Here is a 13,668-nt window from a genome sequence, read left to right as displayed (position 1 = left end):
CTCAGCCCTCCCCGCGTCGCGCGCGCTTGCCGTACTTGCGCTCGAACTTCTCCACCCGGCCCTGGCTGTCCAGCACGCGGTGCGCGCCGGTCCAGAATGGGTGCGAGTCCGAGGTCACGTCGACCATCAGCAGCGGATAGGTGTTGCCGTCCGACCACTGCACGGTGCGCGTGCTGGTCGCGGTCGACCGGGTGAGGAACTGCTTGCCGGTGCCCGCGTCCTCGAACACCACCGGGTGGTAGTCCGGATGGATTCCTGATTTCATTTCGCCTCTCCTCTCGGGCTTTTCACGTCTTCGATGGGCAGCGTCGACTCGGTGCTCTCGCACGGATCGGCGTGCCAGGCGCCGAACGGGTCCTCCCACAGCGCGACTCGTTCGGGCGCGCGTTCGACCAGGCGCAGCTCGTCGTCCTCCACCAGCGCCCAGTGCAGCGCCTCGCGGATCTCGTTGGGGTCGGCGTCGTGCACCAGGATCACCAGCGAGATGTCCCGGTCGCCGAATTGGTCGTCCCAGCGCAGCGCGGCCATCGCCCGCCGGTCCGGATCCGCCTGCGCGAGTTCGGCTTCCGACATCGCCGCCAGCCAGCGGCCCGCGCTGCCGACGCGCAGGCCGCCGCCCGCGGACTCCAGCCAGGCCACCTCGTCGGGCTGGGTGGCCAGCCACATACGGCCGCGAGCGGTCACCACACCGTCGAACAGCACGTCGAGCGCCTCGTGCAGGCGGCCGGGGTGGAACGGCCTGCTTGCCGCGAATTCCAGCAGGGCCACACCGTAATCGCTGGTGAGCGGCGGCTGGCCGCGCAGCAGCGGAGCATGCGCGTCGAATACCCGGCCGCGGCGCGAGTGCGCGGGAATGCGCGACAGCAGCTCCTCGATCCGGGCCGCGGTGATCGTCTGCGGATCGTCCACCCAGGCCACCGGCGCGTCGGGGACCAGCCTGGCCAGCACCGCACCGAGCTTGCCGCGCTCGACCTCGGCGCCCGGCGTCGCAGGCCCCAATGCGACTACCGCGTCGGCGAATTCGACCTGACCGACGGCCAGCTGCGCCACCGTCCGCTCGTCGTCGGCACGGGCGAGGCCGCGCTCGGCGAGCGTGTCCTCGCCCGTGGCGTCGGCCAGCCACGCGCTCGCGTCCAGGAACGTCAGCACCGCGTCTATGCGTACGTCCCGTCCGGCCGGCCCGTCGACCCGGCCCAGAATGCCTTCCACCACAACGTGTTCGATGGCGTGACAGACCGCCTCGGCCTCGAAGGCCGGATCCAGCGCCAGCACGATGCGCTCGACCGAGTCCCGCGCGGCCAGCGTGCGCAGCAGCGGCAGCAGGTCGATCCGCAGGGTGCAGGAGACACAGCCGTGCGCGAGTTCGAGCACGTCGGACGTCTCGTAGGTCGCGCTGCGCACCGTGCGGTGCACGATGCCCTCGTTCAGTTGTTTCAGGTCGTGATGGACGACCACGGTGCCGGGCGCTTCCTGGCACAGCGCGGTCGCCGCGTACTCGGCGCCCGCCGCGGCGGGCCCGGCGAATCCCGCGAGCACCACGACCGGTGTTCGCCGGTCGGTCTCCGATGGGACCACGGACAGCACCCCTTTCGATAACGATTTTCATTTGCGTCAGGGCAACGGTACATTGTCGATCAATCGTTGTCGAAAATGATTGTCATCTACCGGAGGGAGCCCGTATGTCGGCCCACTGCCAGGTCACCGGGCGTAAGCCCGGGTTCGGCAAGTCCGTCTCGCACTCACACAGGCGGACCAACCGCCGCTGGAACCCCAACATCCAGCGCAAGACCTACTTCCTGCCCAGCGAGGGCAGGCGCGTCACGCTGACCGTCTCGGCCAAGGGCATCAAGACCATCGACCGGGACGGGATCGAGGCCGTGGTGGCCAGGATCCGGGCCCGCGGCGACAAGATCTGACGAGGAGAAACCGATGGCGTCCAAATCGACCGAACTCAGGCCGATCGTCAAGCTGAAGTCCACCGCGGGCACCGGCTACACGTATGTGACCAGGAAGAACCGCCGCAACGATCCGGACCGGATGGTGCTGCGCAAGTACGACCCCGTCGTGCGCAAGCACGTCGATTTCCGCGAGGAGCGGTGAACAGAATGCCGCACAACGTCTTTCCGGAGGAGCGCTGAGATGGCGAAGAAGTCGAAGATCGCCCGCAACGAGCAGCGGGCCGTCGTCGTCGCGCGCTACGCCGAGCGCCGGGCCGAGCTGAAGGAGCTCATCCGCAAGCCGGCCACGTCCGACGCCGACCGGGCCGAAGCCCTCGCTGAGCTGCAACGACAGCCGCGGGACGCCAGTCCGGTACGATTGCGCAATCGGGACGCCGCTGACGGACGACCGCGCGGTCACCTCCGGAAGTTCGGATTGTCCCGTGTGCGTGTGCGCGAGATGGCCCACCGGGGCGAGTTGCCCGGTGTGCGCAAATCGAGCTGGTAGACAACCACCGTTCTCGTACGAAGGATCCGTATATGGCAGTCAAGCGAGCACCGTCGAAGAAGGTTCGCGCCGAACAGGCCCGCCGTCCGAAGAAGAACCCGCTCATTGCCGCAGGCATCGAGAAGGTCGACTACAAGGACGTCAACCTGCTGCGGACGTTCATCTCCGACCGCGGCAAGATTCGCAGCCGCCGGGTCACCGGGCTCACCCCACAGCAGCAGCGGCAGGTCGCCGTCGCGGTGAAGAACGCCCGCGAAATGGCGTTGCTGCCCTTCACCAGTCGGTAGGCACACCGCCGCACGAAAAAGTGGGACCCCGATCGCTCGGGGTCCCACTTTTGTCTTGCGCCGCAACGAGTTACGGGATGGTCAGCACCTGGCCCGGGTTGATCGCGTCCGGGTTGTCGATGCCGCTGGCGTTCGCGATCTCCTGGTAACGGTTGCCGTCACCGTAGAAGCGCTCGGCGATCGCCCACAGGGTGTCACCCGGCTCGACCGTGTAGGTCTGCGCGGCGGGGGCCGCGGGCGGCGGCGGAACCTCTTCGGCGGCAGGGGCCTCGGCGACCGGCTCCGGCTCGGGCGCCTGCAACGGGTTGTCGGTCTTGGTGTCGGAGGCCCACAGCGCGCTGCCGTCCTTGCCGTACAGCACCACATTGCGGTCGGCCTGCACGACCAGCCGGTCCGCGTCCTTGCCATTGGTCTCGGTGGACCAGGCCGAACCCTCGCCCTTGTACAGCACGAAGTTGCCGTCGTCCTGCAGGGTCGCGCGCTCGACACCCTGGTTGTGAGTCAGGGTGGACCACACCACATTTCCGCCCGGCTCGGCCAGCACGAGGTTGCCGTCGTCCTGCAACGTAAGGGTGTAAGCACCACCCTGCAGGGACTGCCCCAGTCCGAGTTCTTCGCCTACGCGCAGTGTGTCGCCCACGGTACTTCCTTTCGAAGATTCTGAAGAGCATCCGACAATCGACGCGCGCCGCAAACACAGGCGGGCATCTAGGCCGAAGATACTGCTCTGACGCGGGTTACGTAGGGATTACGCGCACGGTTCGCCGAAAGTTCACTGTGGGGTGTGTCCTATTGCCGTGTCATGTTCCGTGTGAGATGGCGGCGGCCGCGCCCACTAGTGTTGTGGCATGACTCGGATGTCGGGCGGGCGCGCCGCCGCAGCTGTTGCCGTTGTGCTCGGGTGCCTCGCCGCGGCGGGGTGTGGCGGTTCGGATGACGCTGCGCCACAACCGAAAACAAGCACGACGACGAGTGCCGCGCCGAGCACCCCCACCCAGGACACCGGCGGCAACAGCGGCCGCCCGTTCACGGCCGACCCGGCCATCGTGAACGCGCGCCCGATCGCGTTCGACTCCTGGACGCGGCTGGCAGACGACCGGATCGCGGTCAACTTCCAGACCGGCACGCCGGAATGCTACGGCGTGGACGCCACTGTGCGCGAGACTGATTCGACGGTCACCGTCGAGCTGCGCTCCGGCACCCGGGCCGACGCGGTCGGCCGGATGTGCACCATGAACGCGGTGTTCGGCACGCTCGAGCTGTCGCTGAAGGCACCTTTGGGCAACCGGCAAGTCCTGAGCGCGGTCTAAGCGGCGGGCGCGCTACGACGCGGGTTCGCCCACGGCATCGGCCAAGGCCGCGAACTCGGGATAGCTGATCGCTTGCGGTGGACCCCAGGTCTGCTGTGCCGTCACCCGCAGCGGCATCGTGATGGCGGCCGCGATCTCGTCCGGTGTCTGCGCCGTCGGGTCGTCACACCAGACGAACAGACCCGAGCCGAGATTGCGGGTGTTCTGTGCCGGTGTCAGGCGGGTGCCGTCCACGAACAGAGTGGGGTCCCACAACTGGTAAGCGATGGGCGGTGGCACGTTGCCCACCGCCGTCGGCCCGCCGGTCACGTAGTAGGTCGGCGTGAACGCGGCATTCCTGATCTCGTGGCCCGCGGTGATGAGATCGGCTGGGCTGCGGGCACTGCCGAAGTACGGCAGGGGCAGCTGCGGGATGCCCGCCCGGCTCCAGTAGTCGACGACGATGTCGGCGCCGATGGCCAGGGTGCCCGCGCCGGTGTGCAATCCGTCATTCCATACGCGCGGCCGCTTGCCGTGCGCACGGACGATATCCGCGCCCCAGTTGATCAGGCCGAGGAACGCGTCCACCGGCTGTGCCTGCGGACCGTAGGTGGTGCGTGCGTACGCGCCGAGCTGCGGGTATTCGTCGTAACTCGCGACGCGGGCACCGTCGAGCAGGAACTCGTCCGCGCCGAGATGCCAGTAGCGGCCGGGGAACAGCGGCAGGAACTCCTCGAGGATGTCGCGCATCAGGTCGTAGGCGCGCGGATTCGCGATGTCGATGGCCGCGTCGGAGATTCGCCCGTTCGCGCTGCGCAGCTTCAGGTCGGGGTGCGCGGCCAGGATGCCGTTCATGTGGCCGGGGAAGTCGACCTCCGGCACGATCTCGACCTGATATCTTGCCGCGTACTCGATCAGGTCGCGGATGTCCTGCTTCGAATAGTGCTGCGCGGCAGTGATTTCAGGGTGCCGTTCGCTTTCCAGGCGGAAGCCGTAGGTGTCCGAGAGATGCAGGTGCAGCAGGTTCAGCTTGAGGTAGCCCATGCGGCGGATCTGCGCGCGTAGCAGGTCGATCGGCATGAACTCGCGGCCGACGTCCAGCATCAGGCTGCGTTCGCGGTACTGCGGCCAATCCGTCACGGTGCCGCCAGGCAGCTCGTTGCGCTGCCGCAGCAGTTGCAGGGTCGAGCTGGTTGCGTAAAACGCGCCGGCGAGGTCGGCTCCGCGTAGGTCGAGGGTTTCGCCGATCGAAATGCGGTAAGCCTCAGGGGTTTCCGGTGCACCCGGTACCGGCCCGACGCTCAGTACGATGTCACCGGCGCTACCAGTTGAACCTGCCTGCGCGACAACACTATTGCCCGTGAACGATTGCAACCCGGCGGCGAACTCCGTTGCGGTGTCGCGCAAACCATCGTGCGTGTAGACCACCCGCGTTTGCGGGCCGAGGGAGAACGCTCCCCTGCCGGGCTCCCAAGCCTTCAGCGTGGGCAGCGTCTGCGGCGGTCCCGCCTCCGCCCCGGCCGAATGCTGACCACTGAGCGTCATCGCCACCGCAGCGACCATCGCGACCACCCTGGCAGCCACCGCACGAATCGACATGCGGTCACTGTACGAAACCAAGCGCGAACAGCACGCTCATCCGCGATCCGGCACCGCTGGCCGCCACGTCGACAACCGCTCCGTCGTCCAGCCGACCGGCACCCGACGCCCCGGCCACACTGCCATCACCGCCGCCATGTAGGCCCCCGAACGCCGAACGCCACGTCGGTGAACCGACGTGGCGTTCGAAGTCGCTCAGCTCAGTGCGCGAAGTGGCGAGACCCCGTCAGGTACAGCGTCACTCCGGCCTCCCGGGCCAGGTCGATGGTTTCCTGATCACGGACCGAGCCGCCGGGCTGCACGATCGCGCGGACACCGGCCTGCACGAGCTGCTGCGGGCCGTCCGGGAACGGGAAGAACGCGTCGGAGGCCGCGACCGAGCCCTTGGCGCGGTCACCGGCGCGCTGCACGGCCAGCTGCACCGCGTCCACCCGGTTGACCTGACCCATGCCGACGCCGACCGAGGCGCCGTCGTGCGCGAGCAGGATCGCGTTGGACTTCACGGCACGGCAAGCGCGCCAAGCGAATTCGAGATCGGCGAGGGTTTCGGCGTCGGCTGCCTCGCCCGCGGCCAGCGTCCAGTTGGCCGGGTCGTCGCCCGCGGCGTCGAGGATGTCGCGCTGCTGCAACAGTGCGCCGCCGCTGATCGGGCGCAGCTCGGCGCCCGCGCGCCGCGGCGGCTCGGCGATCAGGATGCGCACATTCTTCTTGCGCTGCAACACTTCCACCGCACCGTCGGCGTAGGCCGGGGCCACGATCACCTCGGTGAAGATCTCCGCGACCTGCTCGGCCATCTCCACGGTGACCGTCCGGTTGGCCGCGATCACGCCGCCGAACGCGCTCACCGGGTCGCAGGCGTGCGCCTTGCGGTGCGCCTCGGCGATGTCGGCGCCGATCGCGATGCCACAAGGGTTGGCGTGCTTGATGATTGCGACCGTCGGCGCGGTGTGGTCATAGGCGGCCCGCCAGGCCGCATCGGCATCGGTGTAGTTGTTGTACGACATCTCCTTGCCGTGCAACTGCTGGGCCTGCGCGAGGCCGAGGCCACCGTCGTTGTTGGTGTACAGCGCCGCCGCCTGGTGCGGGTTCTCGCCGTAGCGCAGCACCGCGGCGCGCTCCCAGGTGCCACCGAGCCAGGCCGGGAACAGCTCGTCGGCCGCCTGCTCGCGCTCGGTCGCCCCGGGCACCAGCGTGTTCGTCAGCCAGCTCGCGACCGCGACGTCATAGCTCGCGGTGTGCTGAAAAGCCTTGGCCGCCAACGCGGTCCGCTCCGCCAGCGTGAAGCCGCCGGACTTCACCGCGCCGAGCACCTCGTCGTAGTCACCGCTGTCGACGACCACCGCCACCGAGGGGTGGTTCTTCGCCGCGGCGCGCACCATCGACGGACCGCCGATGTCGATCTGCTCGACGCACTCGTCCGGGCTCGCGCCGCTGGCCACGGTCTCGGTGAACGGGTACAGGTTCACCACCACCAGTTGGAACGCCTCGACGCCGAGCTCGACCAGCTGCTCGACGTGCTCCGGCTTGCGGGTGTCGGCGAGGATGCCCGCATGCACCCTGGGGTGCAGCGTCTTCACCCGGCCGTCGAGGGTCTCCGGGAAGCCGGTGAGCTCCTCGACCTTGGTCACCGGGATGCCCGCGTCGGCGATCTTGCCCGCGGTCGAGCCGGTGGACACCAGCTCGATGCCCGCGGCGTGCAGGCCGGTCGCCAGCTCGATGAGGCCCGTCTTGTCGTAGACGCTCACCAGCGCCCTTTTGATCGCCTTACGCTCACTCACCGGAGAACTCGCTCATTCGGGATAACTGCCTTTCGTCCGTCGGAAACAATGCCCCGCGTCGCGACGGCGGCGACGACCTGCGCCAGCAACCGCCTTTCGACAACCTTGATGCGCTCGTGCAAACTCGCCTCGTCGTCCTCGGGTAGCACCGGCACCGCCTCCTGCGCGAGGATCGGCCCGGTGTCGACGCCCGCGTCGACCAGGTGCACGGTCGAGCCGGTGACCCGCACCCCGTATGCAAGCGCGTCGCGCACCCCGTGCGCGCCGGGGAACGCGGGCAGCAGCGCGGGGTGGGTGTTGATGATCCGGCCGCCGAACCGGCCGAGAAAGGTCGGGCCGAGGATCTTCATGAACCCGGCGGAGACCACCAGGTCGGGTGCGTAACTCGCGACCGCGTCGGTCAGCGCGACATCCCATACGCCACGATCGGGAAAGTCCTTCAGCGCCACCTTGAAGTGCGGTACACCCGCGGCGTCGGCGTGTTCGGTGGCCGCGCACCCGCGGTCGACGCCGACCGCGACGATCTTCGCCGGAAAGTCCGCGGCGGCGGCCGCATCGAGCAGTGCGCGCAACAGCGAACCGGCGCCCGAGGCGAGCACGACCACGGTCGCCGGGGCCGCGGCGGGTGTCCACGCGGCGAGCGGCGACGGGCTGGGGTCGGCAGCCGGCGGGGCCGGCGGGGTGGGTGAGCTCAGGGCTCTACTCCTGCGAGTCGATCCGGATGGCGGACGGAAGAGCTCCGCCGCGATAGAGCCTAACGACCCTCGACCCGGCCACTTTCCGGCAGGTCCGCCTCGACCACCTCGGCATCGACGATGTCCGGTGTGGTATTCGCACCGGGCGCACGCACGGCGTCGATGGCGGTTTGTTCCTCGACGAGTTCGCCGTCCAGTTCGACTTCCAGGTCCGCGCCGTCGTAGTCGGCGTAGTCGTCCTCGAAGTAGTCGCGGTGGTCGGTGTACTCGTCGTCGGGGTAGTAATCGTCGTCCGCGTAATTGTCGTCGGCGTAGTAGTCGTCGTCTTCGTCGTACGGGTCGGCGTAGTCGTCGGGTGCGGTCCCGACCGGGACGAGGAACCAACGCGCGAACGCCAGCCCGACGTAACCCGGAATGGCCAGCCACGCGAAGGTGACCACGGCGAAGACGGGCACATCGAGCCCGATCCGGCCGAAGGTGCCGAGCTCACCGCCCGCGACGACGCCGAGCAGCAGCAAGCCGACGGTGGCCAGCGCCGCCGAGCACAGGGTCGCCCAGGGCGCGTCGATCCGGTCGGTGGAGCTCCGGGCGAGGTCGAGCCCGCCGAGCACGCCGACCGCGGCGGGGATCAGCAGTAGCACCGGCCACCAGCCCGCGGCCGGTCCGGTCGGCACCGCCGCCATCAACGGCACGGCCGGAATCGGGCCGCCGGCAACGGAGAACACGCCGAACGAGGCGGCACCGATCTGCGCGCTGGAGCCGACGAGCACGCCGACCGCCTGCACCACCAGATTCGGCAGGTAGGCCAGCGAGAGCAGGGTCAGCCCGAGCACCCCGGCGACATTGCCCGCCCCTTGATAGGTGTCCCCGACTCGCGGAATGTGCACCAGGAACGAGAGAACGACCAGCGCCGCGGCGCAGCCGAGCAGCCGGAGCATCGCCCGGCCCGCGCCGTACAGACCGGAGATCGCCCACTCGGGCAGGCGAAGCAGGACGAACAGCTCACGCCGGTTCCTGGTCGCGATACCGCCCACCGCGGCAATCAGATACAACCCGAATACCCAGGCGAACGCGGCGAGGGTGTTCGGCGGTTGCAGCGCGACGACACCGGACGCATCCTCGGCGACCGCGAGACAGATGGCGGTGATCAGCAGTGGTCCGCCCAGTGCCGCGCCGACTATCCAGCCCAGATCGGCCCGCGTGCAGTCGGGTTCGACGGCGCGGGCGCATTCCCGCCCCGCCAGCCAGAGCACCAGCGCGGTCGGCAACAGCGGCAGCAGGCCGAGCGAGGTCTTGCCGATCACCAGCGGAACCTGGTGCACACCAAGCCATCCCGCGGCGATCGCGCCCGAGGTACCGGCGAGGTTGCTGCCCGAGGTCAGCAGCGTGGCGAGGACGAGCACGATGATGGCGGCGAGCGCGTAGGTCGTCGGACGCCCGGCGACCAGGACGAGCACCCTGGCGCGCTCCGGGGTCAGCGACAGAAACCCGGTCTCGTCGGGCTCGGGCGGCTCGGGCACCTGGCGCGCGCCGCCGGTCCGGCGGACGAGGGAGTTTCTGGACGAATTCACGAGGCCGCCTCGGGACCGCTCGGCTCCGTCGTGCGCTCAGGCGCGCTGCATCCCTGATTCACTCGCTGACGCTCACTCATGACAATTCAGCGTGGCAGCTCCCCCGGCACGAGCGGGTCAGGCGCGCCGGATGGCCCGCGCCGGGGAACTGCTGCTACTTGTTGTCGTCGGACGGGCGGAAGGCCTGGGTGGCGTCGGCCGACGGATCGCCGCCCTGCTCGCCGCCGAACGGCTGGCCCGGCTGCTGCTGCGCGCTCTGCTGGCCCGGCTGCGCGTAGTTCGACGAACCGTACGGCGACTGCTGGGCAGGCTGCTGCGCGGAGCCGAAGTGCTGGGTGGCGTTCTCGTCCGGGCGCGGCTGCTGCGCCTGGCTCGGCGCACCGTACGGCGAACCCTGCTGCGGCCCACCGAAAGCCGTGGTCGGCGGCTGCTGGCCGTATCCGGGCTGACCGTAGGCCTGGCCCTGCTGACCGTAGGTGGGCTGGCTCGGCTGGCTCTGGCCGTACGGCGAAGCCTGCTGCCCCGCACCGTAACCGGGCTGCTGGCCGTAGGGCGACTGCTGGCCGTAGGGCTGCCCCGGCTGGCCCGGCTGGCCCTGGCCGTAGCCGGGCTGGTTCTGCCCGAACGCGGAGAACGAGGACTGTTGCTGCTGGCCGTAGCCGCTCTGGTTGAAGCCCGGCTGGCTGGCCGGCCGCGGCGCGGGCGCCTTGACGATGCCCGACTCGAACAGCACCGCGCCGACCGCGAGCGCGGCCTGCACGAAGGCGAGCACGAGCAGAGCGAACGCGCCCCACTTCAGCTCGATGCCGTCGGAGAGGGTGAACGAGTGCAGCGCCAGCGCGAGGAAGCCCGCGACGGAGGCCGCAGCGGCCGCACCCGTCCAGCTCTGCTTGGGCAGCACCGACAGCGCGGCGAGCAGGCCGCCGAGCAGCAGCAGGCCGAGCAGGGCCGCGCCACCCGCCTCGAACAGGCTCGCGGTCTCACTGTTCGCCACCCGGGCGCCGCCGAAATCGACAGCTTTGGTGCCGACGTAGGGCAGGAAACCGAGCAGGAAGTTCAGCACGCCGAGCGCTGCGACACCGACCACCAGGAAGAACGGCAGCCCCTTGGCCTCGGCACCGGACGCGGTCTCGGCGGAAGTGGCGCCGGTCGCCGTCGAACCGGAGCTGGGTGGGGTGGAGGGCGCGGGTGTGTTGTACCCGGAGCCCCCGGACGGGTATGACATGTCGTCGTCTCCTAGGTCGAGTCATACGTGGTCTTCAACTGCTGGATCTGCACCTGACGCTACTGCACTCGCCCGCCCGGGTCACCCTCAACAGACCGGGCGGACGACCTGATCCGCCCGGTTCGGCCAGGTCGCGGGCCGTTTGCCAACCGCTAGCACTGCTCTCCGCCCCGTTCAGCACGGCTTCATCCACGTCTCAGCGGTACAGCCGGTGTGCAACAGCCGGTCCGTGTAGCGCTGCCAGCCGAAGCCCGCGGCGGCGCACTCGGCACGGACGTCGGCGAGCAGCGCCCGCGCGCCCGCGGCGTCGCCCTCCGCGAACAGCAGCGCGACCGAGACGGCGCGGGCGGCCAGCAGTGGCACGCCGCCGGGTGCGGCCGCGAAGAACTCGTCGAGCAGGGTTGCGGCCGCGCCGGTTTCGCCCTTGGCCAGCAGCACGTCGGCCAGATCGACGCGGGCCAGGCCGGTCGCGTCCGCCTCGTGCGCGAGGGCGGCGCGGCAGTACGACTCGGCCGCGTCGAGATTGCCCGCTGCGAATGCGGCGGCGGCGCGGGTCAGGTCGTTCAGCGGCAGGATCTGCCGGTCGTCCAATCGGCGGGCGTAGCGGTCGGATTCCTCGGCGGTGGCCAGTGCCTCGTCCAGTCGCCCGAGACCGAGCAGCGCCTTGGCCCGGTTGCTCAGGCCACGGGAGAGTCCGTGCTCGTCCTGGTGCGCCGCGTCGACCTCGCTGGATCGGGTGTAGGCGGCGAGCGCCTCGGCGGGCTGTCCCGAATACAGCAGCGCCGTGCCGAGCGCGTCGGCGAACGAGGCACCCTGGGTGTCGCGGACGGCAAGCCGCTCCCCCTCGCGCAGCCGGGCGACGGCCTCCGGCAGCCTGCACCGTTCGATATCGACGATGCCCTGGTAATAGCGGACGGTTTGAGCGAGTTCGGCATCGTAGAGTGGCGCGGCCAGCTCACCCGCCTTGGCCAGCTGTACCGCAGCGGCCTCCAGGTCGCCGGTCATCAACGTATGAAAACCGTAGTGGCTCAAGGCCTGTGCCAGCTCGTATGGGGTGACCTCGGCCGACTCGGTGAGCGCGGCGTAGTGGCGCTGCGCCTCGTGGAACCAGGCCCTGGTCAGCCAAGGCACATGCATCTCCACCGCGAGCCGCAAACCATCTGTGGCCCTCGGCGTTACGGGCGCGCGCTCCAACGCGGCCAGGATGTTCGGCCATTCCGCGAATACCGCGGCGACCGACTCGGCGGCGGCGAATCCGTCGGGTGCTCCGATCGTGCGCACCAGATTCAGGCACCAACGCAGGTGTCCGGCGCGCAGCTGCTCGACCTCCTGCGCCTCCGTCAGCCTGGCCAGCGCGTAGTCGCGGACGGTCTCCAAGAGCAGAAAACGTCTTGCCGCGCCGTCCGTCTGGACGGTGACGAGGTTCCTATTCACCAGATCCACCATGGCCGGTGCGATATCGCCTTGCTCGAGATCGCCGGCCGGCACCACCGCCTCGGCGGCCTCCAGGGTGCAGCCGCCCGCGAAGACGCCGAGCCTGCGCAAGACCTTCTGCTCCCGGTCGTCGAGCAGCTCGTAGCTCCAGTCCAGCGCCACCCGCAGGCTGGTGTGCCGACCGCCCGCGACGCCGCGTACGCCGCCGACGAGCAGCCGGACCCGATCGTCGATCCGTTGGGCCAGTTGGGAAATCGTCAGTGTCCTGGTGAGACCGGCGGCCAGCTCGATGCCGAGCGGCAGCCAGTCCACCGCCGCGCAGATGGCTACCAGGCTGTCCCGCTCCGCCGCCGTCACCAGCCCGTGCAGTCCGGCGCGCTCGATGAACAGCGCCACGGCGACGCTGCGATCCAGCGGGCCCAACGGATATACCGACTCACCGGGTACCGCCAACGACCGCTGCGAGGTCACCAGAATGCTGAAACCTGTTGCTGCCATGACTAATTCGGTCACTGATTCGAGTACGTGCTCCGCATTGTCGAGCACCAGTAGCGCGCCGGCCCCGGCGAGCGCATCGATGATCCCCGGCAGCGGGGCGTTCGGATCGATCGACCCGTCGGCGGCCAGCTCGCCTGCCGCCAATGCCGCTGCCACCGCGGGCAACACATCGTCAGCGCGGTCGAGCGGTGCCAGCTCGACCAGGACGACCGGTCGGCCGGACCGATCGATCGAGCGCGCGAGTTCGGCGGCGAGGCGGGACTTTCCGCTGCCCGCGACACCGACCACGGTTGTCAGGCCGGGCTGCGCGAGACGCGTTGTAAGCGTGGCGAATTCACGACCACGACCCACAAAGCTCGTCATCGGCGCCACCGGTACCGACGCGGCGAGGCTACGCCGCCGCGGTTCCGGCGCGGACTCGCTGGTGCCGACGGCCGTACTGCCCGGTGCGGAAGCCACCTGATCGGCCGAGGACAACTCACCACTCGACACGGCCGCCGACGCACGCAACGCCGGATCATGTTCCAGGATGCGGAGTTCCAGCGCACCCGTATCCGGCGAAGGGTCGACACCCAGCTCCTCGGACAACGCCCGCCGCAGCCGCGCCAGCCGGTCCAGCGCGTCGGCCTGCCGCCCCGTCCGATACAACGCCAGCGCCAACAGACACGACAGCGGTTCGTGCAGCGGATGCCGGGCGACCAGACCGGTCAGCTCGGTCACCACCTCGCCTGCCGCACCGAGTTCCAGGTTCGCCTCCAACCCCGCGACAGTCAGCGAAAGCCGCCAATCATCGAGCCGCTCCCCTTCGGCCGCCGCGAACGGCACCGTGCGCAGATCGGCCAGCGCG

14 protein-coding genes are annotated in these 13,668 nt (G+C 69.5%); 5 read left to right on the top strand and 9 right to left on the bottom strand.

Annotated elements, in window-relative coordinates; genetic code table 11:
* Window position 1: 1 nt before the first annotated feature.
* Window positions 2–265, bottom strand: a complete 264-nt coding sequence (locus NN4_RS18465; protein ID WP_107659360.1) for a type B 50S ribosomal protein L31 — start codon at window positions 263–265, stop codon at window positions 2–4.
* Window positions 262–1,584 (bottom strand): ribosome hibernation factor-recruiting GTPase MRF, encoded by a 1,323-nt coding sequence (mrf, locus tag NN4_RS18460; RefSeq protein ID WP_147132665.1) that lies wholly within the window; start codon window positions 1,582–1,584, stop codon window positions 262–264. The genes NN4_RS18465 and mrf overlap by 4 nt, the downstream gene beginning before the upstream one ends.
* 95 nt (window positions 1,585–1,679) lie before the next feature.
* Here mrf and rpmB point away from each other — a divergent pair, with 95 nt between their 5' ends.
* From rpmB to rpsR, 4 genes are read left to right on the top strand one after another with little or no spacing between them, the layout of a single operon-like run.
* Entirely contained in the window at window positions 1,680–1,916 is a 237-nt protein-coding gene (rpmB, locus tag NN4_RS18455) for a 50S ribosomal protein L28 (protein ID WP_107659362.1), read from the top strand.
* Window positions 1,917–1,929: 13 nt separating this feature from the next.
* The gene (gene rpmG, locus NN4_RS18450; RefSeq protein ID WP_011211511.1) at window positions 1,930–2,100 is read left to right on the top strand and encodes a 50S ribosomal protein L33; all 171 of its coding nucleotides are present in this window, start codon (window positions 1,930–1,932) and stop codon (window positions 2,098–2,100) included.
* 39 nt (window positions 2,101–2,139) lie between these two features.
* The gene (rpsN, locus tag NN4_RS18445; RefSeq protein ID WP_147132662.1) at window positions 2,140–2,445 is read left to right on the top strand and encodes a 30S ribosomal protein S14; all 306 of its coding nucleotides are present in this window, start codon (window positions 2,140–2,142) and stop codon (window positions 2,443–2,445) included.
* 32 nt (window positions 2,446–2,477) lie between these two features.
* A complete protein-coding gene (gene rpsR, locus NN4_RS18440; RefSeq protein ID WP_040738992.1) occupies window positions 2,478–2,732 on the top strand; it encodes a 30S ribosomal protein S18 in 255 nt (84 codons plus the stop codon).
* 70 nt (window positions 2,733–2,802) lie between these two features.
* Here rpsR and NN4_RS18435 read toward each other — a convergent pair whose 3' ends face one another.
* Window positions 2,803–3,372 carry a LysM peptidoglycan-binding domain-containing protein gene (locus tag NN4_RS18435; RefSeq protein ID WP_135233456.1) on the bottom strand — a complete coding sequence of 190 codons (570 nt, stop codon included), beginning with the start codon at window positions 3,370–3,372 and terminating at the stop codon, window positions 2,803–2,805.
* 208 nt (window positions 3,373–3,580) lie between these two features.
* Between NN4_RS18435 and NN4_RS18430 the strand changes: the two genes are divergently transcribed.
* Window positions 3,581–4,042, top strand: coding sequence for a hypothetical protein (locus NN4_RS18430; RefSeq protein WP_246180939.1), 462 nt, complete (start codon window positions 3,581–3,583; stop codon window positions 4,040–4,042).
* Between the two features lie 12 nt (window positions 4,043–4,054).
* Here NN4_RS18430 and NN4_RS18425 read toward each other — a convergent pair whose 3' ends face one another.
* The 6 genes from NN4_RS18425 to NN4_RS18400 form a co-directional block, all read right to left on the bottom strand.
* Complete coding sequence (locus tag NN4_RS18425) at window positions 4,055–5,620, bottom strand: beta-N-acetylhexosaminidase (protein WP_147132659.1); 1,566 nt, start codon at window positions 5,618–5,620, stop codon at window positions 4,055–4,057.
* A 200-nt stretch (window positions 5,621–5,820) separates the two neighbouring features.
* Window positions 5,821–7,398, bottom strand: a complete 1,578-nt coding sequence (purH, locus tag NN4_RS18420; protein ID WP_147132656.1) for a bifunctional phosphoribosylaminoimidazolecarboxamide formyltransferase/IMP cyclohydrolase — start codon at window positions 7,396–7,398, stop codon at window positions 5,821–5,823.
* Entirely contained in the window at window positions 7,395–8,093 is a 699-nt protein-coding gene (purN, locus tag NN4_RS18415) for a phosphoribosylglycinamide formyltransferase (protein WP_371865681.1), read from the bottom strand. The genes purH and purN overlap by 4 nt, the downstream gene beginning before the upstream one ends.
* Window positions 8,094–8,152: 59 nt before the next feature.
* On the bottom strand, window positions 8,153–9,664 hold the full coding sequence (locus NN4_RS45025) for a cell division protein PerM (RefSeq protein WP_186818497.1): 1,512 nt from the start codon (window positions 9,662–9,664) through the stop codon (window positions 8,153–8,155).
* A gap of 154 nt (window positions 9,665–9,818) precedes the next feature.
* Window positions 9,819–10,889 carry a DUF5336 domain-containing protein gene (locus NN4_RS18405; RefSeq protein WP_147132649.1) on the bottom strand — a complete coding sequence of 357 codons (1,071 nt, stop codon included), beginning with the start codon at window positions 10,887–10,889 and terminating at the stop codon, window positions 9,819–9,821.
* A 174-nt stretch (window positions 10,890–11,063) separates the two neighbouring features.
* Window positions 11,064–13,668 (bottom strand): ATP-binding protein (locus NN4_RS18400; RefSeq protein WP_147132645.1); only part of this gene is annotated, 2,605 nt, incomplete at its 5' end.

The organism is Nocardia ninae NBRC 108245 (assembly GCF_007990755.1).
Classification (GTDB): Bacteria; Actinomycetota; Actinomycetes; order Mycobacteriales; family Mycobacteriaceae; genus Nocardia; species Nocardia ninae.
The sequence above is the reverse complement of the archived record's forward strand: the minus strand, read 5'-3'. Positions and strand labels throughout refer to the sequence as shown.